A 23,439-nucleotide genomic window follows, 5' to 3' on the forward strand; every position below is an offset into this window, starting at 1 on the left:
CGGACGGCGCGGGCGGCGGCGGCCGGGCGCCGGGGATCCGGGCGATATTCAGCCGAATCCGGGCCGCGCGGCGCCGCGAAAATCACAGAGCGGCATATTCCACTCGATACCGGAATTCGCTTTCGCCGTGCTTCCACCCGCTATCCGCGTACGGCCCCGGCCTGCCCCCCGTCCGGCCTACGCGTCGGCCCGCGCCGGGTCAGGGCGAGGACGGCTGGGCCAGCGCGTTCATGAGCTGGCGCATCGTCGGAACGAGGTCCTTGCTGAAGGCGGCGGTGTCCGCGACGGGCAGCCGCGCCGGGCTGCCGTCGGGGTTGACGGGCTCCTTGCCGCGGCCGGTGTCCCACTCGTTGGTGCCGGTCACGGTCAGCGAGAAGACGGCGCCGCCGTGCCGTACGAACAGCGACTGGCGGTACTGCCCGACGGTGAGGTTCGCGCGGTCGCCGAGGCCTTCGGGGTGCGTGGTCCGCGTCTTGCCGTCCAGGTGGACCAGGACGCTGCTGCCGTCGCTCCCGTCGGACGGCGCGGGCGGTTCGGTACGGCTGCGCGCGTCGAACTCGGCCGCCGGGTCGGTCTTCTTGTGCAGGTCCACGGTGACGCTGATGGTGTACGTCGTCGTCCAGCCGCTGCCGTCCGTCCCCGTCCCTATGAGCGCGCAGCCGACATGGTCGAGCGCCGTGCTCCTGGTGACCGTCGGGAACCCCTGGCCGAAGGACGACGAGCCCAGGTCGCCGGCGAGCGGCTGGAGATCGTGGTTGCTGCAGGTGCTGTCGCCGATACGGTAGCCGTGCAGGTCGGGCGCCGATGTGCGCCCGTAGCCGGTGGCTTGCAGCACCCCGGCCCAGACCGCCGAGGTCACGACGACCGCAACGGCCGCCCATGTCCACGGCTTCGCCGTGAACCGCCCCAGCAGCGGCGGCCGGTCGGTGTCGCTGACCAGGTCCACGGCCGCCGCGGGTTCCTCCTGGCCTTCCATCTCCGGCTCGCTGATCATGCCGACCCACCCCCATGTCACGGCGTCCGCCTCACCCTATGGTGGCGCCGCGCGGCGGCGATCAGCGCGCGGTGAGGGCGGGTTCGGCGCCGAGCGAGACGAACGAGCTCGCGAACACCCGCCGCTTCCACGGCGTCACCGTGCAGCCGCTGTCCTGGCGCCGCCGACTGCCAGGGCCGCCGGGCCTGGTGCCGGGCTACGCGGTCCGCACCCCCGCGGAGATCGCCGACGGGGTCGCCGTACGGGGCCGGCTGCTGCGCTGGGACCCAGGACAGGCCTATGCCACGAAAGGGTCCGCCAGGCCGGCCGGTCCGTCGAGCAGCCGGTCGGCGGCGCGCAGGCCGTGCCAGGCCGCGGTCGTGCCGAACTGCGCCGAGAAGCGGATCACGGCCCGCACATCGGCGGGCGTCGCGCCGATCGCGAGCGCCTTGGAGACGTGGGCCGCGAACGTGTCATTGAGCACGCCGTGCAGGACGTCCGAGGTCAGGGAGCCGAAGGCCCGCTCACGGTCGGTCAACTGCCGCGTGCCGGTGTGCAAATGGCGTTGCAGCTCGGTGTAGTCGCCCTGGAACAGCAGTAATTCGCACAGCGCGTCGCCGGACACGCCATGGGTGAGGCCCATCGTGCCCTGCGACTCGCACGGCATGCCCAGCGTCTGCCGGCAGATGTCGGCGACGGCATACAGCGCGACCTTCTCGCGGTCGGACAACTCCGGGAACCCGTCCCAGCCCTGGTGGTAGGTGACGGTGTCCACCGGTGCCTCTGCGGGCATGTCCACGCGGTGATCCATGGGGCGCCTCCACGTATTGCCCGGCCGAACGGCCGTAGGGCTACGACTGTAGTCCTACGAGTTGTGCCCATACAATCGGATTCATGGATGGGACCACTCCGCCCCGGAGAGGCGCCCGGAGCCGCAACAACCCCCGTGGCCAGGGTGAGCGACTGCGGACCGACATCATTACGACGGCGACCGCCATGCTGGACGTCCTGGCCGACGACCAGGCGCTGTCGCTGCGGGCGGTGGCCCGCGAGGTCGGCATCGCCGCCACATCCGTCTACCTGCACTTCGCCGATCGCGACGCCCTCGTCCTGGCCACGCTCGAACGGTGCCACAGCGATCTCATGCGGGCCATCGAGGGCGCGGAGACGTCCGCGGGCTGCCCCGCGGAAGCGCTCCGCGCGAGGACGCTGCTGCTGGGCAACTGGGCGCAGCAGCACACCGGGCTCTACAAGGTGCTGTACGAGAGCACCATCAACCAGCGGGTCGAGATGCGCTTCAAGCAGGACTTCAAGGACAGCTGCGTGAGCGCGGTCCAGCGCTGCGTCGACGCGGGGCTCGCTCCGCGGGGGGACGCGACGGCGATGGCCCTCGACCTCATGGCCGCCGTGCACGGGAGCGTGTCGATGCGGATCAACCGGTGCGATACGCCGTGGCCGCCGTTCGCCGAGCAGCTCGACCGGTTCCTGACCGGTCTCGTGGGGCTTTCCGCCCCGGGGTGACGCCCGTTGCTCGGGCGCGCCGCGCTCCTGGCCGGGCCTGTGCCTGCACGACGGTGGGTTGTGGCTGGGCGCGCGGTTCCCCGCGGCCCCGAAGGGGTGCCCTCCGGGGAGGGGTGGCGGCCGGCACCCGGGGGGTGGGGGAGGGGGGTGGTCGGTTAGGTTCTGGCCATGGGTTATCAGGGGGAGGCCCGGCGTCCGGCGCCGGAACAGCCGGGCGCCGACGGGTGCTTGACGGTCGCGATACGGCTCCCCGTACGCGTCGTCGCGTTCGCCGTCGTCCTGCCGCTGCGGCTGCTGTGGGACCTGCTGGGCGCGATCGGCCGCGCGTGCCGCACCGCCCTGCTGTGGGTGTGGCGGCGCGTGCTGGCACCGCCCCTGGCGTTCGTGTGGCGCTACCTGGTCGTCCGGCCGCTGGTCGCCCTCTACCGCTTCGTCCTCGTGCCGCTCGCCGTCGCGCTGGACTTCCTGTGGCGCCACCTGGTGGTGCGGCCGCTGGACGCGCTCTGGCGGCACGTCCTCGTGCCGGGCGTGCGCGTGCTGATCGTCATACCCGCGCTCTGGGCGTGGCGGACGCTGGTCGTCCCGGCGGCGCGCGCGGTCGCGATCGCGCTCGCCTTCGTGGTGCGGTACGCGCTGGTCGTGCCGGTCGCCTTCCTGGTGCGGTACGTACTGGTCGTGCCGGCGGCTTTCCTGGTGCGCTATCTGCTCGTGGTGCCGGGGATCTTCGCCTGGCACTGGATCGTGGTGCCGGCGGCGCGTGCGGCCGGGATCGCGCTGGCCTTCGCGGTGCGGTACGTACTGGTGGTGCCGGCGGTCTTCGTGGTGCGGTACCTGCTGGTCGTGCCCTTGGCCTTCATGGCGCGCTATCTGGTGGCGGTGCCGGTGGCCTTCGTCTGGCGCCGGATCGTCGTGCCGGTGGCCCGGGAGACCGGGGTGGCGCTGGTCTTCGCCTGGCGGGGGACGGCGTATGTGTCGCGGGCGGTCGGCCGCGCCCTGGCCTGGGCCGGCCGGGTGCTGATCGCCGCACCGGTGGCGTGGGTCTGGCGCTCGGTCGTCGGCCCGGCGCTGCGGTGGTCCCGGCACGCGATCTGGCGGCCGGCCGTGGAAGCCGTCGCCGAGGTCCGGCGGGCCGTACGCAGGGCCTTCGCCGTCGCCCCCGCGCACCGCCCGCCGCCCGTACCGCCGCGCCGCAGGCCGGTGCCGTACCAGCCGCCCGCCGTCGCGCCGCCGGCCACCGCACCGGCCGCGTACGAGCGGCCCGCCCCGGTGCCGTCAGCCGAGCGGCGGGCCGACCCGCGCAAGGACTTCGGGCGCCGCGAGGACGGGCGCACGCCGCCGTCGCACCGCTGAGAGCCGGATCGCGGGGGGTTGTCCACAGATGGGCGGGCGTGCGGCCGCGGGGCCGTGCGGCGCGGCGTAACCTTGGAGCGGACGACGTACACCCGACACGCACGTAGGGACTGAACGACACTGGGCAAGCGACAGCCCGAAGGCCCGCCGCCCGCACCGACGGTGCAGCGCATCCGTTTGCGCTACACCAAGCGAGGCCGCCTCCGGTTCACCAGCCACCGCGATTTCCAGCGCGCCTTCGAGCGGGCACTGCGCCGCGCCGAGGTGCCGATGGCGTATTCGGCGGGCTTCACGCCGCACCCGAAGGTGTCGTACGCCAACGCGGCGCCCACCGGCGTCGGCAGCGAGGCGGAGTATCTGGAGATCGGCCTGGCGCAGTTCCGCGACCCGGAGCTGCTGCGGGCGCTGCTGGACGAGTCGCTGCCGGCCGGGCTCGACGTGATCGAGGCGGTCGAGGCCCGCACCTCAGGGCTGGCCGAACGCCTCCAGGCGTCGGTCTGGCAGCTCAGGCTCGACGGTGTCGAGCCCGACGAGGCCCGGCGGGCGGTCGCGGCGTTCCTGGCTGCGGACACCGTGGAAGTACAGCGCAGCACCAAGAACGGCATCCGTACGTTCGACTGCCGGGCCGCGGTCACGCGGTTCGAGGTGATCGAGGGTCCGGACGACTTGGACACGACGCGCCAGGGTGCCGATAGGCCGCAGGACCGCGCCTGTGCGATACTGCGGCTGGTTGTACGACACCTGACACCTGCCGTACGACCCGACGACGTACTGTCCGGCCTCCATGCGACGGCCGACCTCGCGCCGCCGGTCCCCGCAGCGGTGACCAGGCTGGCGCAGGGGCCGCTCGACGAGGACACCGGTACGGTCACCGACCCGCTCGCGCCAGATCGCGACGCCGTGGCGGTGCCGGCCGGTTCCGCGTAGCCACGTCGTCACGCGCGTCGCCGACGCACCAGGGAGCCACCCGGGTCCGGCGCCGCTGACCACATGAGACTTTCGTCGGCCCCCGCACGGGCGGCCGACGAGCGACACAGCAGCTCCCGTGCGGCGCCCGCGCCCCGGAGGGCGGCCCCGCGATCCAAGCGGCCTGCCCCCTCCGACCTGGACGCGGCGCCCGGGAGCACGACGGGAGCAATGCCCGAATGCCCGACCAGACCGATCCTCAGCCCACCACGGACAACACCCCGGCGGAAGCCGCTCCGGCCCGCCGCCGGCGCGCCGCCTCCCGCCCCGCCGGCCCCCCGGCAGGCGACGGCGACTCCGCCGCGGCGGCCGACGCGACCGAGGCCGTCCCGGCCCGGCGCCGTACGCGCAAGACCGCGGCCGCCGAGCCCGTCGCCACCGACTCCGGTGACGCCGCCGAGGCGCCCGCACCCGCGCGCCGCCGCGCGACCAGGAAGACGGCCGCCAGCACGGAGGAGCCCGCCGCGGAGGCCGCGCCCTCCGCGGACGCCGCCCCGGCCCGCCCGCGCCGCCGGGCGACCCGTACGGCCACCGCCCCCGCCGAAGCCACCGAGGCCGTGACACCCATCGCCGAGACCCCCGCCGAGCCCGCCGCGGGCGACGAGCCCGCGGGCGACGCTGCTCCCGCACGCCCCCGGCGCCGCGCCACGCGCAAGGCGACGGCCCCGGCCGCCGCGCCTGCCGCCGAGCAGGAGCCCGTCGAGCCCGCCCAGCCCGCCGCCGCGTCCGTCGTCGCCGACGAGGACCCCGTCGTGTCGGACGCGGCCCCGCCGCGTGCCCGGCGCCGCGCCACGCGCAAGGCGACCGCCCCGGCGGGCGCGCCTGCCGCCGCGGAGGAGTCCGCCGAGGCGGCGGTGCCCGAGCCCGCCCCCGTGACCGCTGCCGCTGACGAAGAGCCCGCCGTGTCGGACGCGGCCCCGCCGCGTGCCCGGCGCCGCGCGACCCGCAAGGCGGCGGCTCCGGCTGCCGCGCCCGAGGCGACGGCGGAGCCCGCAGCGCCGGCTCCCGCGTCCGTTGCCGCCGATGAAGAGCCCGTCGTGTCGGACGCGGCCCCGCCGCGTGCCCGGCGCCGCGCCACGCGCAAGGAGGCGGCCCCGGCCGCCGCTCCCGAGGTCACCGAGGAGCCCGCAGCAAGCGCCGGGCCCGCCGCCTCGGACGAGGCCCCGGCCCGTACCCGCCGCCGTGCGGCACGCGATGCCGCGGCGCCCGAGGCCCCCGCCGAGGAGGCCGCGCCCGCAGGGCGGGGCGCCCGGCGGACGCGGAAGAAGGCGGCGCCCGCCGCGACCTTCTCCGCCCCCAGCGGCGACGGTTCGCGACGCTTGAAGCCGGGCGCGCTGGCGCCCCAGCAGGACACCGCGGGCGGCGCGGCCCCGGCCGAGCCGGCGACCGCGTACACCGGCAAGGCGCTCCGCGACGGCGACGGCTGGGCCGTCGAGGTCGACGACGCCTACGAGATCCGCGGCTACGGCGCGACGCCCGAGGACGCCGCCGCGCAGGCCGTGATCGCGCTGGCCGACGCCTTCGGCATCCCGGCGCAGACCGTGACGCTCGACGTACGCACCGAGGAAGCGCCCTCGCGCGGCCGGCGCCGGGCGGCGCAGCCGCCGACCGCGGTCTTCCAGCCGCCTGTCTTCGTCGCGCCCACCGCCGCGCCCGCCCCGGTCGAGGAGGCCGAGGCCGAGCCGGAGCCCGAGCCCGAGGCGGACGAGCACGAGGGCGCCGGCCCGCGCCGTCGCCGCCGCCGCAGGGGCGGCGCCGCGGCCGAGGCCGAGCCCGAGACCACGCAGAGCCCCGCGACCCCCGAGGTCGCGGAGAGCGCCGACAACGAAGCCGACGACAGCGACGAGGACGGCGACAGCGACTCCGACGGCGAGGACCGCCCCTCGTCCCGCCGCCGCCGTCGCGGTGGACGGCGCCGCCGCCGCGGCGAGTCCGCCGAGCACGACGACGCCGCCTCCGGCGAGGACGAGGACGACGAGGAGCCGCAGGACGGCGACGAGGCCGAGTCCGCGGACGAGCACGACGACGACCACGCGCAGGGCGGGTCCGGCAGCACCAGCAGCCGCCGGCGCCGCCGCCGTCGCCGCCGCGGTGGCGACACCGGCGCGGACGACTCGCACGGCAACGACGTGGACGACCCGGAGCGTACGGTCGTCAAGGTCCGCGAGCCGCGGCAGGCACCAGAACCGCTGGGCACCGGCGCCGACCAGGTGCAGTCCATCAAGGGCTCCACCCGCCTGGAGGCCAAGAAGCAGCGCCGCCGCGAAGGCCGCGAGCAGGGCCGCCGCCGGGTGCCGATCATCACCGAGGCCGAGTTCCTGGCCCGCCGCGAGGCGGTCGAGCGCGTCATGGTGGTGCGGCAGAACGGCGAGCGCACCCAGATCGGCGTGCTGGAGGACAACGTCCTCGTCGAGCACTACGTCAACAAGGAGCAGGCCACCAGCTACGTCGGCAACGTCTACCTGGGCAAGGTCCAGAACGTGCTGCCGTCGATGGAGGCCGCCTTCGTGGACATCGGCAAGGGCCGCAACGCGGTGCTCTACGCCGGTGAGGTCAACTTCGAGGCGCTCGGCCTGTCCGGCGGCCCGCGCCGGATCGAGTCCGCGCTCAAGTCCGGCCAGCCGGTGCTGGTCCAGGTCACCAAGGACCCGATCGGCCACAAGGGCGCCCGGCTCACCAGCCAGGTCTCCCTGCCGGGCCGCTACCTGGTCTACGTGCCCGAGGGCTCGATGACCGGCATCAGCCGCAAGCTGCCCGACACCGAGCGGGCCCGGCTCAAGACGATCCTCAAGAAGATCGTCCCCGAGGACGCCGGCGTCATCGTCCGCACCGCCGCGGAAGGCGCGAGCGAGGACGAGCTGCGCCGCGACGTCGAACGCCTCCAGGCGCAGTGGGACGACATCCAGCGCAAGGCGAAGAACGGCGGCGGCTCCAACGCGCCGACGCTCCTCTACGGCGAGCCGGACATGACCGTCCGGGTGGTCAGGGACATCTTCAACGAGGACTTCTCGAAGGTCATCGTCAGCGGCGACGAGGCGTGGGGCACCATCCACGACTACGTCACCCATGTCGCGCCCGACCTGGCCGACCGGTTGTCCCGCTGGACGTCGGAGGTGGACGTCTTCGCGACGTACCGCATCGACGAGCAGCTGCTCAAGGCGCTGGACCGCAAGGTGTGGCTGCCGTCCGGCGGTTCGCTGGTGATCGACAAGACCGAGGCGATGGTCGTGGTCGACGTCAACACCGGCAAGTTCACCGGGCAGGGCGGCAACCTGGAGGAGACCGTCACCCGCAACAACCTGGAGGCGGCCGAGGAGATCGTCCGCCAGCTGCGGCTGCGGGACCTCGGCGGCATCGTGGTGGTCGACTTCATCGACATGGTCCTGGAGTCCAACCGGGACCTGGTCATGCGGCGGCTGCTGGAATGCCTGGGCCGGGACCGCACCAAGCACCAGGTGGCCGAGGTCACCTCACTCGGCCTGGTCCAGATGACCCGCAAGCGGGTCGGACAGGGCCTGCTGGAGTCCTTCTCCGAGACCTGCGTCCACTGCAACGGGCGCGGTGTCATCGTCCACATGGACCAGGCGACCACCACCGGCGGGGGCGGCGGCAAGCGCAAGCGGCGCGGCGGCAAGGCCGGCAACGGCGCCGAGGGCCACGAGCACGAGCACGCCACCGGGGTGGAGATCGAGGCCGAGGCCGACGAGGCCGATGAGCTGCCCGAGCTCGAACCGATCGAGGTCGGCGAGTCCGACCTGGTCCCCGCGGTCGGCGACCCCGAGGAGGAGTGGTTCGGCAGCGCCGCGGAGGCGGAGGCCGCCGCGAACCCGTCCCGTGGCCGCAGCCGGCGGCGGGGCGCGCGCAAGGCGACCGCGCCGGCCGGAGCGCCCGCCGCGGCGGCGGGCGAGACCGAGCAGGCCTTCGTCGTCGTCCCGGTGAGCGAACCGGACGTCGAGCCGGTCGACGCGCTGCCCGAGCCCGAGGTCTCCACGGAGCCGCCGGCCCGTACGCGGCGGCGCGCCACCCGCAAGGCCACGGCTCCCGCGGGTTCGCCCGCGACGGGTGAGGACACGGCCGTCGTGGTCGTCGCGGCGGAGGCGCCGGCCGCTCCGGTCGACGCGCTGCCCGAGCCCGAGGTCTCCACGGAGCCGCCGGCCCGTACGCGCCGGCGGGCCACCCGCAAGGTGGCCGCCCCTGCGGGTTCGCCCGCGGCGGGCGAGGACATCGTGGTGGCCGCGGCCCCCGCGGTCCCCGCCGAGCCGGAGCCCGTGCCCTCTGCCGAGGAGGAGCAGGCCGAGCCGAAGAAGCGGGCGGCGGCCCGCAAGGCGCCCGCCAAGAAGGTCGCCGCCAAGAAGACGGCGAAGAAGGCTGCCGCCAAGAAGACGACGGCGAAGAAGGCTGCGGTCAAGAAGACCCCGGCGAAGAAGGCTTCGAGCCCCGCGGAGTAGTCACCTCCGCCCCGTGCGCGCCCCCTGGCCCCCCCGGGCCCGGGGGCGCGCCCCGTCGGCGGGTACGCCCCCCCGGGCGCGGCTGGGGGTCCCTCTGCGGCAGTGGGTGCCCCTCCCCGGGCGCCGGGGTTCTGAGGGTGCCCCTTCGGCTGGGGGTGCCCACCAGGGGCGCGGGGAACTGCGCGCCCAGCCACGACGGTGGCGCGCTGTCCGCGCGGCAGGACGACATGCCCCCATCCCGGGGCACGGGGTGCTGCGGTTCCCCTTCGGTAGGGGTGTCACTCCGCTGGCGGAGGGTCCGCCGGTGTCCCTTCGGCTGGGGGTGCCCACCAGGGGCGCGGGGAACTGCGCGCCCAGCCTCCACCGGCCGGTGGTCCGGATGCGACAGCGACAGCCCCTTTCGGCCGGTGGCGACGTGCAGCTTGTCGACGCCTGGTCGCGCAGTTCCCCGCGCCCCTGGGGTGGTGCGGTTCGTTCGCACATGACGGTGGATGGTGGGTTGCTCGCGCAGTTCCCCGCGCCCCTGGTGGGCACCCCCTGCGGCGAAGGCGCCCCGGCCCCGCGCCAGCCGGTAGGGCGCCGACCGCCGCACCCGTACCCTCAGCCCGCGCAGCGGAAAGGCGCCGACCGCCGCACCCGTACCCCCAGCCCGCGCCAGCGGAAAGGCACCGATCGACGCAGCAGTCCCCCCAGCCCGCGCAGCGGAAAGGCACCCACCGACGCAGCCGTACCCCCGGCCTCGCGGCAGGGGAGGGCGCCCCCCGGCGCAGGGGAAAGCCCGCCCGCGGCGGCGGGGAGGAGAGGGGGAGCCGGGGGGATTTGACCGGGCCGGAGGCACTACGTAAAGTTGAGCTTCGGCGTTTCTGCGCCCATCTCCTGAGCACATTCCTCCCGGTCAGCCGGGAGAGGCCCCCGGTTCCGACAACGGGACGGCTGGCATCAGGGGTCCGAATCGAGCAGAGAGTGAGTTCAGCGTGTACGCGATCGTGCGTAGCGGTGGCCGCCAGCACAAGGTGGCCATCGGCGACATCGTCGAGGTCGACAAGATTCCCACCGGCAAGGTCGGCGACGCAGTCGAGCTTTCGACGCTGCTCGTGGTGGACGGCGAAGCCGTCACCAGCGACCCGTGGGTGCTGGCCGGGATCAAGGTCGAGGCCGAGATCGTCGACCACCACAAGGGCCAGAAGATCGACATTCTGCGCTACAAGAACAAGACCGGCTACCGCCGTCGCCAGGGTCACCGCCAGCAGTACACGGCGCTGAAGATCACTGGCATCCCCGCCGCGGCTGCGAAGTAAGGGACTGAGGAGAGATGGCACACAAGAAGGGCGCATCGTCCACCCGGAACGGTCGCGACTCCAACGCTCAGCGGCTCGGCGTGAAGCGCTTCGGCGGCCAGGTCGTCAACGCCGGTGAGATCATCGTCCGCCAGCGCGGCACCCACTTCCACCCCGGCTCCGGCGTCGGCATCGGCAAGGACGACACGCTGTTCGCGCTGTCCGCCGGCGCGGTCGAGTTCGGTACGAAGCGCGGTCGCCGCGTCGTGAACATCGTTCCGGCCGCCTGAAAGGCACGCTGAGGACTTTCCGAGGGCGGACCCGCTTCCCGGCATCAGGGAAGCGGGGCCGCCCTCGGCGTGTTATGCCAGCGCGTGAACACGCGCGAAGCCGTACGTATCTGGAGGAAACGCCATGACCACCTTCGTGGACCGCGTCGAGCTGCATGTCGCCGCGGGTAACGGGGGCCATGGCTGCGCCTCCGTGCACCGGGAGAAGTTCAAGCCGCTGGGCGGCCCCGACGGCGGCAACGGCGGCCGGGGCGGCGATGTGACCCTGGTGGTCGACCAGGACATCACCACGCTGCTCGACTACCACCACAGCCCGCACCGCAAGGCCACCAACGGCAAGCCGGGGGAGGGCGGCAACCGGTCGGGCAAGGACGGTACGGACCTGGTGCTGCCGGTGCCCGACGGCACCGTCGTGATGGACAAGCACGGCAATGTGCTGGCCGACCTGGTCGGCCAGGGCACCACGTATGTCGCGGGCCAGGGCGGGCGCGGCGGCCTCGGCAATGCGGCGCTGGCCTCGGCCCGCCGCAAGGCGCCGGGTTTCGCGCTGCTCGGCGAGCCGGGCATCGCGCGGGACGTGGTGCTGGAGCTGAAGACCGTCGCGGACGTGGCGCTGGTGGGTTACCCCAGCGCCGGCAAGTCCTCGCTGATCTCGGTGCTGTCCGCGGCGAAGCCGAAGATCGCGGACTATCCGTTCACCACACTGGTGCCGAACCTCGGTGTGGTCACCGCGGGCTCGACCGTCTACACGATCGCGGACGTGCCCGGGCTGATCCCCGGCGCCAGCGAGGGGCGCGGCCTGGGCCTTGAGTTCCTGCGGCACGTGGAGCGCTGCTCGGTGCTGGTGCACGTGCTGGACACCGCGACGCTGGAGTCCGAGCGCGACCCGGCGACCGACCTGGACGTCATCGAGGCGGAGCTGCGGGCGTACGGCGCCGGTCTTGAGGACCGGCCGCGGATCGTCGTGCTCAACAAGATCGACGTGCCCGACGGGCGCGACCTGGCCGAGATCATCAGGCCCGACCTGGAGTCCCGCGGCTACCAGGTCTTCGAGGTCTCCGCGGTCTCCCACGAGGGCCTCAAAGAGCTGTCCTACGCCCTCGCGAAGATCGTCGCCGACACGCGTGCCGCCCAGCCCGCCCAGGAGTCCACCCGGGTCGTCATCCGCCCGCAGGCCGTCGACGACGCGGGCTTCACGGTCACCGCGGAGGAGGACGACCTCTTCCGGGTCCGCGGCGAGAAGCCGGAGCGGTGGGTCCGGCAGACCGACTTCGCCAACGACGAGGCCGTGGGCTACCTCGCCGACCGCCTCAACCGCCTCGGCGTCGAGGCCGAACTCCTCAAGGCCGGCGCCAAGCCGGGCGACGGCGTCGCCATCGGCGGCGACGACGACGCGGTCGTCTTCGACTGGGAGCCCACCATGGCCGCCGGCGCCGAAATGCTCGGCCGCCGCGGCGAGGATCACCGCTTTGACGCTCCCCGCGCGGCGGTCACCCGTCGCCGCGACAAGCAGGCCGAGCGGGACGAGGCGGAAGAGGAATACCGGGGCTTCGACCCCTTCGAGTGAGGACCACCCGCCCGGACCCGTCCCCGGACGGAGTCCGGGCAGCCGTCCGAAGCTGGTGAGGCCCCCTGGGGCCGAGACAGACCGCGCCGGCCCCGCCCTGGACTACAGGGCGGGGTCGTACGCCGTGGCCGGCGGGGTGTCCTTGGTCAGGATGCGGCGGGAGAGCACGTACGTGAAGGGGATCGCCGCGGCCGCGGCCACGAGCGGGGCGATCTTGTCGTTCATGCCCGCCCACTCCACGAACGCGTAGACGCCGATGCTGGTCACCACATAGTTCGTGACATTGGTCAGCGGGAACAGGAAGAACTTCTTCCATGTCGGCCGGGTGCGATAAGTGAAGTACGTGTTCAGGAAGAACGACCCGATCATGCTCAGCACGAACGCCACCGAATACGCCGCGAAATACGGCATCAGCGGATGCAGCGCCAGGTAGAAGCCGTAGAAGGTCGCGGTGTTGACCCCGCCGACCAGGGCGAAGCGGACGATCTGCAGCAGCTGGGGCGACAGCCTGGGCACGGAGCCGCTCACCGGATCTCCGACCAGTCCTGCTGGGCGGCCCGCTGCCGCACCTCACCGGCCGGGGCACCGGCCTGATCACCGACCCGGAAGGTCCGCGGCGCGTTCGTCTCCTTGACCAGGAAGTGCGGGCGGCGCTTGGTCTCGTAGTAGATACGGCCGATGTACTCGCCTATCAACCCCAGCATCATCATCTGCAGCCCGCCGAGCCCGGTGATCGCCACGAGCAGCGTGACGTAACCGGGTGCGGTCGGGCCCTCGATGATCGCCTGCGCGGTGATCACCGCCGCGTAGACCGCCGCCAGCCCGGCGAGCCCGAGCCCGGCGTAGATCGCCAGCCGCAGCGGCCGGTTGTTGAACGAGATCAGCCCGTCCATGCCGTAGTTGACCAGCGCCCCGAAGCGCCACTTCGTCTCGCCGGCCTCACGGGCCGCGTTGCGGTAGTCGAAGGTGACGGTGTCGAAGCCGATCCAGGAGAAGAGGCCCTTGGAGAAGCGGTTGTACTCCGGCATCGACAGCAGCGCGTCCACCGCGGGGCGGGACAGCAGCCGGAAGTCGCCGACGCCGTCGGTGAGTTCGACGTCAACCCACTTGTTGATCATGCGGTAGTAGAGCCGGCTGACGGCGCTGCGCATCTTCTTGTCGCCCTCGCGGGTGCGCCGGGCGATCACCTGGTCGTGGCCCAGGTCGTGCAGCTCCAGCATCCGGGCGATCAGCTCCGGCGGGTGCTGGAGGTCCGCGTCCATGACGACGACCGCGTCACCCGTGGCCTCCCGCAGCCCGGCCAGCATGCCGGACTCCTTGCCGAAATTCCGGCTGAACGACACATAGCGGGTGCTGCCCGGGTGGTTCTTGGCGATGCCGCGGAGCCGTTCGAGGGTCGCGTCCTTGCTGCCGTCATCGACGTAGCACAGCTCGTAGTCGATGGCGAGTGTGTCCAGGGTCTCCCGGATCCGCTGGTCGAAGAGGTCGATCACGGCCTCTTCGTTGTAGCAGGGAACAACGATCGACAGTCGCATGGAGATCACTTTCCGCGCCGCATGTAGGTGGGGGGATGTGGCGGCACCCTCCGCCGCACGCTCTGCGGTCAGCCTAGGGCGCGAAATCTTGGACTTCGAGGTTTTGCGTGCGTCGGTCGGGAGTGTTCAGTGCGGAGCCCCGATGGGTACAGTGGGCGTTCACCCAAGTGACAGCTTACTAAAGCGACAAATAGTATCTTGGACTTGATGGTGATCACTATGGTCAGCCCGAAAGCGGCGACCTGTGACATCCCGCAGCCCGTCCGTTCAGGTAGAAGCGAGGACCCACCGATGGGACGCGTCAGCGTCGTCGTGATTTCCTACAATGACGTTGACCATGTCTCCACCGCGGTGGAGTCGGCCCTTGCGCAGGGCGACCAGGTCGGTGAGGTGATCGTCGTCGACGACGGCTCGACCGACGGCACCGCGCAGGTGCTCGACGCGCTCGACGGCGACCCGCGGGTGCGGGTGATCCACCGGACCACCAACAGCGGTGGCTGCGGCACCCCCCGCAACGACGGCATCGCCGCCGCGACCCTGCCCTATCTGCTGTTCCTGGACAGCGACGACGTCCTGCGGCCGGGCGCGGCGGACGCGCTGCTCGCCGCCGCCGACCGGCACGGCGCGGACGTCGCCGCGGGCCGGGCGGTCCGCCGGGAGCTGCCGGAGGGCCGCGAGACCGTCTGGCAGCCGGAGATCTACGACCCCGCGGCCGGCGCGAAGATGCCCGGCACCGTCGTACGCGGCATCGCCGAGCACCCGGAGATCCTCAAGGACACCCTGTCGGTCAACAAGCTGTACCGCACGGCCTTCCTGCGCGACCGCTCGCTGATCTTCCCCGACGGCGCCTTCCACTACGAGGACTTCGTCTTCACCGCCCGGGTGTACGCGGCCCGGCCCCGTATCGCCTACATCGACACCCCGGTCTACACCTGGAACGTACGGCGGCACGCGGCCACCCAGTCCATCTCGCTGCGCCGCGCCGACATCACCAACTGGCGGCAGCGCATCGCCGCGCACCGGGAGGCCTTCCACACCTTCAGGGACGCCTCGGCCTCCGAGCTGGCACTCGCCGCCCAGGCGAAGTTCCTGGACTACGACCTGCCGATGTACGTACGCGAACTCCCGCAGCGCTCACCGCGGTACGTCGCCGACTGGTGGCGGGCCACCCGTGACTACGTCAGCAGCTTCGAACGCGAGGCGGTCGCGATGGCCTCGGTGCCGTCCCGCTGGATCGTGCGCGCCCTGCTCGCACCGGGCGCCGACCGGCCCGAGCCGGGTGTCGGCGGGCTGGGGCGGCTGGTGGAGCTGGCGGGACGCCCGCCGCGGCTCGTACCGCCGTACGGCGACACCGCGCCGCCTGAGCTGGCCGAGCTGGAGCCCCGCGACCTGCCGATCGTGGTGGACGCCATGGTGCAGACCGGCACCACCGCCCGGCTCACCCTGCGGGTGCACGACCTGTACGGGCGGCTGGCCGCGCTGCACCCGGTGGCGCTGCGGGTGGAGCTGGTCGAGCGGGGCGAGCCCGGCGCCCCGACCACCATGGAGACCCCGCTGGTGGGGGAGGACGGCACGTGGTCGGCCGCGGTACGGCTGCGTACCGCCGACCTGGCCCGCGGCGGACGGCTCGCCGTCTGGCACATCCGCGCGGAGGTCCGCTACGCGGGGACGTCGCAGCGCACCCCGGTCGAGGTGCGGGCCGCGGACGGCCAGATCGCGGGCCGCGGTGTGGTCCTGCGCCGCACCGGCCAGGTGCTGCTGGTGCAGACGCACATCACCGGCGGCAGGACGCTGATCCTGCGGGTCGCGGACGGCATGGAGGGCGCCCGCCGGGTCCTCGGCGCCAGGCTGCGCCGCCTCCGCCGCTCCCGCTGACGCCGGGGGGTCTCCCGCCGGCCAGGCCCAGGGCTGACGCGGCGGCCTCCCGCCGCCACACCCGAGGCTGGCGGTGCGTCTGCCGCCCGCCGCACACGAAAGCGGGGTGCCGCTGTGATCAGCGGCACCCCACCGGTGCGTTCGGGCGACTGGCGCGCCGTCAGACGGGGGTCGGCGCGGGCGGGCGCTCCTCCTCGGTGACGCGCGCGGGCGGCACCGGCTTCCGCTTCGGCTTCGTGGTGTCAGGACCCATGCCCACCTTGGACCGCACGGTGAGCAGGGGCAGGAAGAAGAAGCCGAGGAACATCGGCGCCACCATGTAGCGGAACAGCGGGGCGGGGTTGGCCGCCAGCACGCACAGCTGGAGGCCGATCGTGATGGCCGTCAGCCCCAGCAGACCGCGCTGGCGGCGCTTGCGCACCATCAGGATCGCGATGGCGTAGCTCGCGTAGCACCACACCGCGCCGCGGAAGAACAGCCAGTCCAGCTGCGGCGTCTTGGAGGCCTTGAAGGCGAACAGCGCGCCCGTGTGCAGGGTCGTCGACAGCGGGCGCATCTTGAGGATGGGCCGGTACTTGCTGTGCTTGACCTCGGGATTCCAGTCCGCCCAGCCGAAGAGGTTCTCCGGGGTCTCCGGGGTGGAGATCAGGGTGTAGCCGATCTTGTCCGCGGGGCCGGGCCAGATCGCCCAGGCGATGTGCGAACGGCAGAGCCGGGCGCCGATGAGCACGTCGGGCGTGCGCTTGGCGACCTCGCTCCAGATGTCGAGCAGCTGGGTGTTCAGCCGTGCCGCTTCCGGGCGGTTCATGGGCTTGGCCATGGCCGGGTCGGCGGAGTAGCACGTGGCGGCGGCGCCGCCCCAGTGGCTGAGCGGCGCGACCTGCTTCATGATCGACAGGTCGTGCCGGGAGAAGGTCTGCGGGACCTTGCCGTAGGCCACGGCGATGTCCGCGTACTGCATCGCGTAGACCTGGTCCTTGGTGGGCGTCTGGATGCCCACGGCCGGGTAGACGACCGTCTGGAGGACCGCGGAGATCACCACGGGGACGATCGTCGCGGCGAGCACCCAGCGGCGCACCTTGGGCAGCGTGAACAGCAGCACCGGGGCCGCGAACAGCATGACGAGCAGCCCGTTGGTACGGAAGACGCCCATGCACAGGCAGCCCAGGAAGAGCAGCCCCAGCTCCCGGTAGAAGAGCCGGTCACGGTCCTGGGAGCGCCCGCGCAGCCGACGGGCGATCAGCCGGCCGGTCGCGGCGAAGGCGAGCAGCGCCCCGATGGTGTAGGGCACGTCCTTCCACACGAAGACCACGAAGCTGCCGGTCGACGGCAGCAGCACCGCGAGGGCGGCGGCCGGCAGGCTCCAGCGGGCCCGCACCCCGAAGTCGCGGAGCATCACGCACGTGTAGGCGATCGTGGCGGACATCGCGATCGTCTGGAGCAGGGTCAGCGCCCACAGATCGCCCGTGGTGTTGAGGGAGACCCAGACCATCGAGTCGTAGACCACCGAGTGGTTCGACATCCAGTGGTCCGTCGTGACATGCCACACATAGGCGATGGAGTCGTAGCTCATCGCGCCCGGGTAGAACGCCGCCCACCACAGCAGCAGCACCACCTGCGGGATGACGTAGGCAGCGATGGGCAGCCGCCGGTGCGGCGGGACTTTCGCTATGAGATCGCGCGCCTGTGAGGTGTAGGGAATTTTCAACGGGACTCCGCAATGGATGGGCTGGAAGACGGAGCGGAGGCGAGCTGGACCATACGGTCGATGACGCGATCCGCAGCGTGCCCGTCATCGAGGTCGCAGAAGAGGTCCTGGAACGCCTGATATGCGCCGGCATATTGATCCGCAGTGCTGTCGATATTGCGAAGTGCCGCGATCAATTCGTCGGAAGTGTGGATCAGCGGCCCGGGTGCCTTCTCCTCGAAGTCGAAATAGAAACCGCGCAGCCGGTCCCGGTAGTGCTCCAGGTCGTAGGTGAAGAAGAGCATCGGCCGGCCGGTGTTCGCGAAGTCGAACATCAGGGACGAGTAGTCGGTGATCAGGATGTCCGAGATGAGGAACAGCTCGCCGATCTCGGGATAGTCGGAGACGTCCCACACGAAGCCGTTGCCCGCGCCGGGGACCGAGTCCACGATGTTCGCGTGCTTGCGGACCAGCAGGACGTGGTCGTCGCCGAGGGTGCGGGCCGCCTCTTCGAGGTCGATCCGCATGTCGAACTTGTAGTTCCCGGCCCGGTAGAACTGGTCGTCACGCCAGGTCGGCGCGTACAGCACGACCCGCTTGCCCTCGGGCAGCCCGATGGCTTCGCGGACCGCCCGCGCCCGCTCCTCCTGGTCCGGCGCGCGCAGCAGGTCGTTGCGCGGGTAGCCCGATTCCAGGATCTCCCCGTCGTAGGCGAAGGCCCGCTTCATGATCGGTGTGCTGAAGCGGTTCGGGGAGACCAGGAAACTCCAGTGCGGGGTCTCCTCCGACACCTTCGCCAGGTACTGGCGGTCGGCGAACTGCACGCTGTCGATGTCGTGCGCGATCCGCTTGAGCGGGGTGCCGTGCCAGGTCTGGACGATCACCTGGCCCTCGCGGCGGTTGATCCAGTGCGGCAGGTGCGAGTTGAAGACGACGTAGCGGCTCTCGCCGAGCGCGGCGTACCACTCCTTGCTCCAGCAGCGCAGCGCGGTGGCGCCGGGCGGCACGTCGGCCTGGCCGTCCTGGACGACCCACAGGTGCTCCAGGTCGCTGCCCCGGCGGACCAGCTCCTCGTAGACAGCCCGCGGGGAGTCGGAATACTGCCGGCCGTTGAAGCTGGCGTACATCACCTGGTTCTTGAGCGGCGCGGTCCTCGCGCCCTCGTAGACCTCGGTACGCAGCTGCCGCTGCCGGTAGCGCCCGGCCTCCTCGTCGTTGAGGTCGGTGTCGGAGCCGACGCACAGCCGGTCGAAGTAGCGGCTGCCGACGGTGTAGCCGCGGCCGTTGGCCACCAGGGCGATCGGCAGGTCGGGCCGCACTCCTGCGGTGATGCGCACCGGGTAGCTGTCGTGGCTGCCCTCCTCGCGCAGGAAGACGTACCACTGGCCGGTGCGCAGCGGCCGGGGGCCGCTCAGCGTGCTCGCCGGCACGGGCCGGAACTCGGCGCGGAAGCGGTCGCCCGTCACGGTGACCGGGTAGACGTGCTCCTCGGCCTGCCGGCTGTGCCGCAGCACCAGGCTCAGCGGGCGCTCCGGTACGCAGGGCAGGGTGCCCTCCACCAGCAGGGTGTCCTGCGCCGACCGGGTGACCGTGTCGGCCAGGCCCTGGACCGGCTGCGTGCGCAGCACCAGGGCGCCGGCCGGGCTGCCGGTGACGTAGACGGCCCGGTCGCCCCAGGCGAGTTCGTCCTGCCCGCCGATCGGGTACTGCCGGGCCGGGGTCTGCTCGCCGCCGGCCACCGCGATCGGGTAGGACGCGCCGCCGGGCGCCGCCAGCTCCAGCGTCCAGGTCTCGGTGCGGTCGGGGTTGGCCGAGTCGCGGCCGGGGACGTCGAGCGACGCGGCGCCGACGGTCGCGGTGAAGGTGCGGCTGCCGTCGCCCTGCGTGTGCAGCACGACGGGCACGTCGAAGGAGTCGCCGGTGGAGCCCTGGGTGACGCGCAGCACGGATCCGTCCGTCACGTCCTCGCCGCTGAGCGTGCCCTCGATCCGGATCTCCCGGCCGGTGACGTCATGGCCGGTGAGCCGGGCCCGTACCTGCTCCACCCGGATGTACAGGTGATCGTCGGAGATGTACGGCACCACCCGCACATCGGGGGCGACCCAGTGGGCGGCGGGGCTCTCGGCGCTCTCCGACAGGCCGGCCTTGATGCGGCTGCGGCGGGCCAGGCCCTGTTCCACCGCGCCCACGGTCAGCCGCCAGGTGCCCTCCTGCCAGGCCCCGCGGTGCTTGAGCTTGTCCGGGTCCAGGGTGAAGGTGAACCCCGACCAGTCGTAGCCGTGCAGCGACTGCCAGGACGACACCGTGGCGTCGGGCGCGTGGGTGCGGCGCATCCGGGCGACGACGCTGCGCCGGCTGCCCGCCTCGCGCAGCAGCGCCATCCGCAGCGACCCGCCGGGCCGCTGCACCTCCAGGTTGCGGATGTAGGCGTAGCCGCTGACGTGCAGCCTGCCCTGCTGCCACTCGACGGTCGCGGCCCGCGCCCGCATGGCCAGCTCCTGGTTCAGCCGCAGCACCTCGCGCGGCACGGGGACCTGGCGGTCGTGCAGCTGGGGATAGTCGGCGAAGTGCCGCAGGCCGCTGCGGGCCACCGGGATCGCCTTGCCGAAGTCCCGCTCGTACTGGACGAGTTCCAGTATGTCGTCGATGAGGCCTTCGGTGATGAAGTGGCACTTCAGCCGCATCGGCACCGGCAGGGCCGTCAGCACCTCGGGGTCGACCCGGCTGAGGAAGTCCTTGCTGCCGGTCATGAACTCGTGGCGGAACTCCTCGCCGGCCTCGCTGAGGACGTTCCAGAACAGCGGCAGCTCGTCGGTGATCGCGGCCTCGTCGTACCAGCGCTTGTAGCCGCGGTACTTCGCGCCCGGCTGGGCGGCCAGGAAGCGGCTCACCGAGTCGAAGGAGGTGATGCGGTCGCGCACCGACTTCGGCTCGGTCCGCTTCTGCGTGATCGAGGGGGCTCCCGCGGTCCGCTGCCGCCACAGGTAGATCGGCTCGTTGAGGACGTCGACGGCCTTCGCCCGGAAGTGGGCGGGAATCGTGACGGGCGCGTCCTCGTAAAGGATTCCGACCGGGAAGGAGAATTCGTGCTCGTCCCAGAACGTCCGGCGGAATACCTTGTTCCAGGCGGTGCGGTCGTAGAGGAGCCCCTTGTCGCGGGAGATATGTGTGCGCTCACGCGGCTTGTTCAGCCGCTTCGCGTGCAGGGTGGAAGGGGACGTCTCGCCCGCGACCAGGATGTCCACGTTGCCGGAGACGAAATCGGATCCGGTCTTGTCGAGACTTGTTATGCACCGCTGATACGCGTTGGACACCACGACGTCGTCGCTGTCGACGAACGCCAGGAATTCGCTGCCGTCACTGATGTGCCGTACGCCGGTGTTCCTGGCCGCGCCCAGGCCGGCGTTCCGCTGTTCCACCACACGGATGCGGGATTCCTTGGCCGCCCACTTGTGTGCGATCTCCAGGCTGCTGTCGGTGGAACCGTCGTCCACGACGACGGCCTCCCAGTCCGTGAACGTCTGGTCGGCGAGTGACTGAAGGCATTCGTCGAGGAACAACTCCACGTTGTAGACAGGGACTACCACCGAGAGACGCGGAGTCATCAGTGCGTTGCCTTTCTTTGCATGTGCCGAGGGCGGCACATTTCACGGCCGAGGCGGCGCCGGACGGTCCGACAATGATACGACCGGTGGCACGGCCTCCTGGCCGAGGAAGAACCTTCGTACCACGCGTTCGGCCGCGAAACCGTCGTCGAACTCACAGAACCGGGCCCGGAACCGCGCCCGTTCCTGTGCGTGCTCCTCGGTGTCCCACCCGCCCGACCTGAACAGGCCGACGAGCTCGTCCTCGGTGCTGACGACCGGCCCCGGCGGCTGCTTGTGGATGTCGAAATACGTCCCCCGCGTCGTCCGGTAGAGATCCCAGTCATTGGCATAGACGACGATCGGGCGGTCGAGGTTGGCATAGTCGAACATCGCCGACGAATAATCCGTGAGCAGGCAGTCCGCCGCCAGGTAGAGCTGCTCCACGTCGGAGTGGCCGCTGACGTCGACCAGCCGGGCCTTGCCGGTCGCGCCGGCCGCCGCGCTGTCGTCCTTGTAGTAGTAGTGGCCGCGGGCCAGCACCACATGGCCGGCCGGCAGCCGCTCGACGAACTGCTCCAGGTCTATCGGGAAGTGCAGCTGACCCAGGTAGTCGCGGTGGGTCGGCGCGTAGAGGATCACGGTGGCGCCCTCGGGCAGGTCCAGCGCGCGCCGGGCCTCGGTCACGGCCGCCCGGTCCGCGGTGACGAGCACGTCGTTGCGCGGGTAGCCGAGCTCCAGCGGCTCGTAGGACGCCGGATAGCTGCGGTCCCAGATCTTGGTGGTGTAGCTGTTCGCGGTGAGGCTGTAGTCCCACTTGTCGACCCGGCGCATCAGGTCGGTCAGCTCCATCGCGCCGAGCGCGGTCGGATACTCCGCCAGGTCGATGCCCATCCGCTTGAGCGGGGTGCCGTGGTGCGTCTGCAGGTGCACCTGGCCCGGCCGCTTGACCCAGCTGTTGCCGAAGTTCACGTTGTTGACGAGATACTTCGCCCGCGCCATCGCCCTCCAGTACGCGAAGGATCCCGGGTGCACCCGGGCCGTACCGCGCGGCAGCGTCGCCCGCACACCGGACTTGAGCACCCAGACGGTACGGACGTCCGGCGCGAGTTCGAGCAGCTTGCGGTGCACCGCGGCCGGGTTGCAGGCGTAGCCGGTGTTCCAGTAGGCCGCGAAGACCGCCAGGTCGTCCCGGACCGGCAGCATCCGCTGGAGCCGGTAGTACGTGCGCAGGACCGACGTCCGCAGTGGCCGCTTCAGCGGCGCCGCCGTCTTCTTGGCCCGCCGCAGCAGCCGCCGGGCGGGTGCCTTGGCGGCCCGCTTGCCGGCCGCGGGCGCCGCCGCGGCGGCCTGCGGCCCGCCGGCCGGCAGGTGGGCGGCCAGCGACTGCGCGCTGCGGGTGCGGAATTCCGCCAGGTCGCCGGCCGGCAGGCGGCCGGGCGACTTCTCCACCGTGCGGTAGTGGTTGCGCATCAGTTCGTGCAGCCGAGGCCGCCACGCGTCGAACCGCGGATTGGCGTCGATGAAGCCGAAGGTCCGCTCGTACTGGTCGATGACGTCGAAGTGCTTGCGGCTCGTGCTGTGCAGGATGCTGCCCTGCCGCCGCTGCCGGTAGTGCACGCACACCCGGTCGAGCAGCGCGATGCTCTCCGCGGCGATGAGCACCGGGTACGTCCAGGGGGTGTCCTCGTAGTAGCCCGGCGGGAACTCCAGGCCCCAGCGCTCGATGAAGTCCCGCCGGTAGGCCTTGTTCCAGGCGACCTGGAGCAGGGCCAGCAGGTCGGGGTGCTCCTCCAGCGTCACCACGGGCTTGGCGGCGCCGGACAGCACGTCCGCGCGCTTGTTGCGTACCGTGCGGCCGTCCCAGGTGGTCCGGGCGTAGTCGAAGACCAGCAGCTCGGGGTCGCCGGTGTCCTTGAGCCGCCGGTCGATCGCCGCGAGCGAGCCGGGCAGCACCGTGTCGTCGCTGTCGATGAACAGCAGGTAGCTGCCGGAGGCCTTGGCCATTCCGGCGTTCCTGGCCCGGCCGAGGCCGACGTTCTCCGGCAGCCGCAGCGAGACGACCCGCGGGTCGGCCGCCGCATACTCGTCCATGATCTCCCCGGAGGCGTCGGGGGAGCAGTCGTCGACCGCGATGATCTCGAAGTCCTCGAACGACTGCTGGAGCAGTGAGTCCAGACAGTCCCGCACGTACGCCTCGACGCCGTGGGCAGGGACAATGATGCTGAACCGCGGCGCGTGGGGCTGAGAGGGCATTGAGCGTGATCCCTAGCGTTCCAGGAGGATTTCCGATGGGACGGGCAGGCCGGCGGTGGCGGGCAGGTGTACCGCCGGGGCGACCGGGGTGAACGGTGGGCCGGAGCGAA

Annotated in this window: 15 protein-coding genes; 8 read left to right on the forward strand and 7 right to left on the reverse strand. The window is 72.1% G+C overall.

The window, feature by feature from the left end; genetic code table 11:
- Window positions 1-199: 199 nt before the first annotated feature.
- Window positions 200-994, reverse strand: a complete 795-nt coding sequence (locus OHA86_RS25955) for a hypothetical protein (protein WP_329178942.1) — start codon at window positions 992-994, stop codon at window positions 200-202.
- 277 nt (window positions 995-1,271) lie between these two features.
- Window positions 1,272-1,784: a carboxymuconolactone decarboxylase family protein gene (locus OHA86_RS25960; RefSeq protein ID WP_329178944.1), complete on the reverse strand. Its 513-nt coding sequence runs from the start codon at window positions 1,782-1,784 to the stop codon at window positions 1,272-1,274.
- Between the two features lie 83 nt (window positions 1,785-1,867).
- Between OHA86_RS25960 and OHA86_RS25965 the strand changes: the two genes are divergently transcribed.
- The 7 genes from OHA86_RS25965 (at window position 1,868) to obgE (ending at window position 12,392) form a co-directional block, all read left to right on the forward strand.
- Window positions 1,868-2,494 carry a TetR/AcrR family transcriptional regulator gene (locus OHA86_RS25965; RefSeq protein ID WP_329178946.1) on the forward strand — a complete coding sequence of 209 codons (627 nt, stop codon included), beginning with the start codon at window positions 1,868-1,870 and terminating at the stop codon, window positions 2,492-2,494.
- 168 nt (window positions 2,495-2,662) lie between these two features.
- The gene (locus OHA86_RS25970; RefSeq protein WP_329178948.1) at window positions 2,663-3,844 is read left to right on the forward strand and encodes a hypothetical protein; all 1,182 of its coding nucleotides are present in this window, start codon (window positions 2,663-2,665) and stop codon (window positions 3,842-3,844) included.
- A gap of 162 nt (window positions 3,845-4,006) precedes the next feature.
- Entirely contained in the window at window positions 4,007-4,771 is a 765-nt protein-coding gene (locus OHA86_RS25975; RefSeq protein WP_329178950.1) for a TIGR03936 family radical SAM-associated protein, read from the forward strand.
- 218 nt (window positions 4,772-4,989) lie between these two features.
- On the forward strand, window positions 4,990-9,258 hold the full coding sequence (locus OHA86_RS25980; protein ID WP_329178952.1) for an Rne/Rng family ribonuclease: 4,269 nt from the start codon (window positions 4,990-4,992) through the stop codon (window positions 9,256-9,258).
- A gap of 974 nt (window positions 9,259-10,232) precedes the next feature.
- A complete protein-coding gene (rplU, locus tag OHA86_RS25985) occupies window positions 10,233-10,556 on the forward strand; it encodes a 50S ribosomal protein L21 (RefSeq protein WP_329178953.1) in 324 nt (107 codons plus the stop codon).
- Between the two features lie 14 nt (window positions 10,557-10,570).
- Window positions 10,571-10,825 carry a 50S ribosomal protein L27 gene (gene rpmA, locus OHA86_RS25990; RefSeq protein WP_031514533.1) on the forward strand — a complete coding sequence of 85 codons (255 nt, stop codon included), beginning with the start codon at window positions 10,571-10,573 and terminating at the stop codon, window positions 10,823-10,825.
- Window positions 10,826-10,949: 124 nt separating this feature from the next.
- Entirely contained in the window at window positions 10,950-12,392 is a 1,443-nt protein-coding gene (gene obgE, locus OHA86_RS25995) for a GTPase ObgE (RefSeq protein ID WP_329178955.1), read from the forward strand.
- A gap of 102 nt (window positions 12,393-12,494) precedes the next feature.
- Here the strand turns inward: obgE and OHA86_RS26000 are convergent, their stop codons facing one another.
- Window positions 12,495-12,920, reverse strand: a complete 426-nt coding sequence (locus OHA86_RS26000; protein WP_329178956.1) for a GtrA family protein — start codon at window positions 12,918-12,920, stop codon at window positions 12,495-12,497.
- The gene (locus tag OHA86_RS26005; protein WP_329178959.1) at window positions 12,917-13,927 is read right to left on the reverse strand and encodes a glycosyltransferase family 2 protein; all 1,011 of its coding nucleotides are present in this window, start codon (window positions 13,925-13,927) and stop codon (window positions 12,917-12,919) included. Before OHA86_RS26005 ends, OHA86_RS26000 begins: the two co-directional genes overlap by 4 nt.
- Window positions 13,928-14,218: 291 nt before the next feature.
- Between OHA86_RS26005 and OHA86_RS26010 the strand changes: the two genes are divergently transcribed.
- The gene (locus tag OHA86_RS26010; protein ID WP_329178960.1) at window positions 14,219-15,802 is read left to right on the forward strand and encodes a glycosyltransferase family 2 protein; all 1,584 of its coding nucleotides are present in this window, start codon (window positions 14,219-14,221) and stop codon (window positions 15,800-15,802) included.
- A gap of 160 nt (window positions 15,803-15,962) precedes the next feature.
- Here the strand turns inward: OHA86_RS26010 and OHA86_RS26015 are convergent, their stop codons facing one another.
- From OHA86_RS26015 to OHA86_RS26025, 3 genes are read right to left on the reverse strand one after another with little or no spacing between them, the layout of a single operon-like run.
- Window positions 15,963-17,510 (reverse strand): hypothetical protein, encoded by a 1,548-nt coding sequence (locus OHA86_RS26015; protein WP_329178962.1) that lies wholly within the window; start codon window positions 17,508-17,510, stop codon window positions 15,963-15,965.
- Complete coding sequence (locus OHA86_RS26020; RefSeq protein ID WP_329178963.1) at window positions 17,507-21,094, reverse strand: bifunctional glycosyltransferase/CDP-glycerol:glycerophosphate glycerophosphotransferase; 3,588 nt, start codon at window positions 21,092-21,094, stop codon at window positions 17,507-17,509. Before OHA86_RS26020 ends, OHA86_RS26015 begins: the two co-directional genes overlap by 4 nt.
- A 42-nt stretch (window positions 21,095-21,136) precedes the next feature.
- On the reverse strand, window positions 21,137-23,329 hold the full coding sequence (locus tag OHA86_RS26025; protein ID WP_329178964.1) for a bifunctional glycosyltransferase/CDP-glycerol:glycerophosphate glycerophosphotransferase: 2,193 nt from the start codon (window positions 23,327-23,329) through the stop codon (window positions 21,137-21,139).
- Between the last annotated feature and the right edge of the window lie 110 nt (window positions 23,330-23,439).

It is taken from the genome of Streptomyces sp. NBC_01477, from assembly GCF_036227245.1.
Lineage (GTDB): Bacteria > Actinomycetota > Actinomycetes > Streptomycetales > Streptomycetaceae > Actinacidiphila.

What these genes read in the sequence shown, in the direction of transcription:
- OHA86_RS25955 (WP_329178942.1), bottom strand. Translation starts at nt 994, where the DNA reads ATGATCAGCGAGCCGGAGATGGAAGGCCAGGAGGAACCCGCGGCGGCC.
- OHA86_RS25960 (WP_329178944.1), bottom strand. Translation starts at nt 1,784, where the DNA reads ATGGATCACCGCGTGGACATGCCCGCAGAGGCACCGGTGGACACCGTC.
- OHA86_RS25965 (WP_329178946.1), top strand. Translation starts at nt 1,868, where the DNA reads ATGGATGGGACCACTCCGCCCCGGAGAGGCGCCCGGAGCCGCAACAAC.
- OHA86_RS25970 (WP_329178948.1), top strand. Translation starts at nt 2,663, where the DNA reads ATGGGTTATCAGGGGGAGGCCCGGCGTCCGGCGCCGGAACAGCCGGGC.
- OHA86_RS25980 (WP_329178952.1), top strand. Translation starts at nt 4,990, where the DNA reads ATGCCCGACCAGACCGATCCTCAGCCCACCACGGACAACACCCCGGCG.
- rpmA (WP_031514533.1), top strand. Translation starts at nt 10,571, where the DNA reads ATGGCACACAAGAAGGGCGCATCGTCCACCCGGAACGGTCGCGACTCC.
- obgE (WP_329178955.1), top strand. Translation starts at nt 10,950, where the DNA reads ATGACCACCTTCGTGGACCGCGTCGAGCTGCATGTCGCCGCGGGTAAC.
- OHA86_RS26005 (WP_329178959.1), bottom strand. Translation starts at nt 13,927, where the DNA reads ATGCGACTGTCGATCGTTGTTCCCTGCTACAACGAAGAGGCCGTGATC.
- OHA86_RS26010 (WP_329178960.1), top strand. Translation starts at nt 14,219, where the DNA reads ATGGGACGCGTCAGCGTCGTCGTGATTTCCTACAATGACGTTGACCAT.
- OHA86_RS26020 (WP_329178963.1), bottom strand. Translation starts at nt 21,094, where the DNA reads ATGACTCCGCGTCTCTCGGTGGTAGTCCCTGTCTACAACGTGGAGTTG.
- OHA86_RS26025 (WP_329178964.1), bottom strand. Translation starts at nt 23,329, where the DNA reads ATGCCCTCTCAGCCCCACGCGCCGCGGTTCAGCATCATTGTCCCTGCC.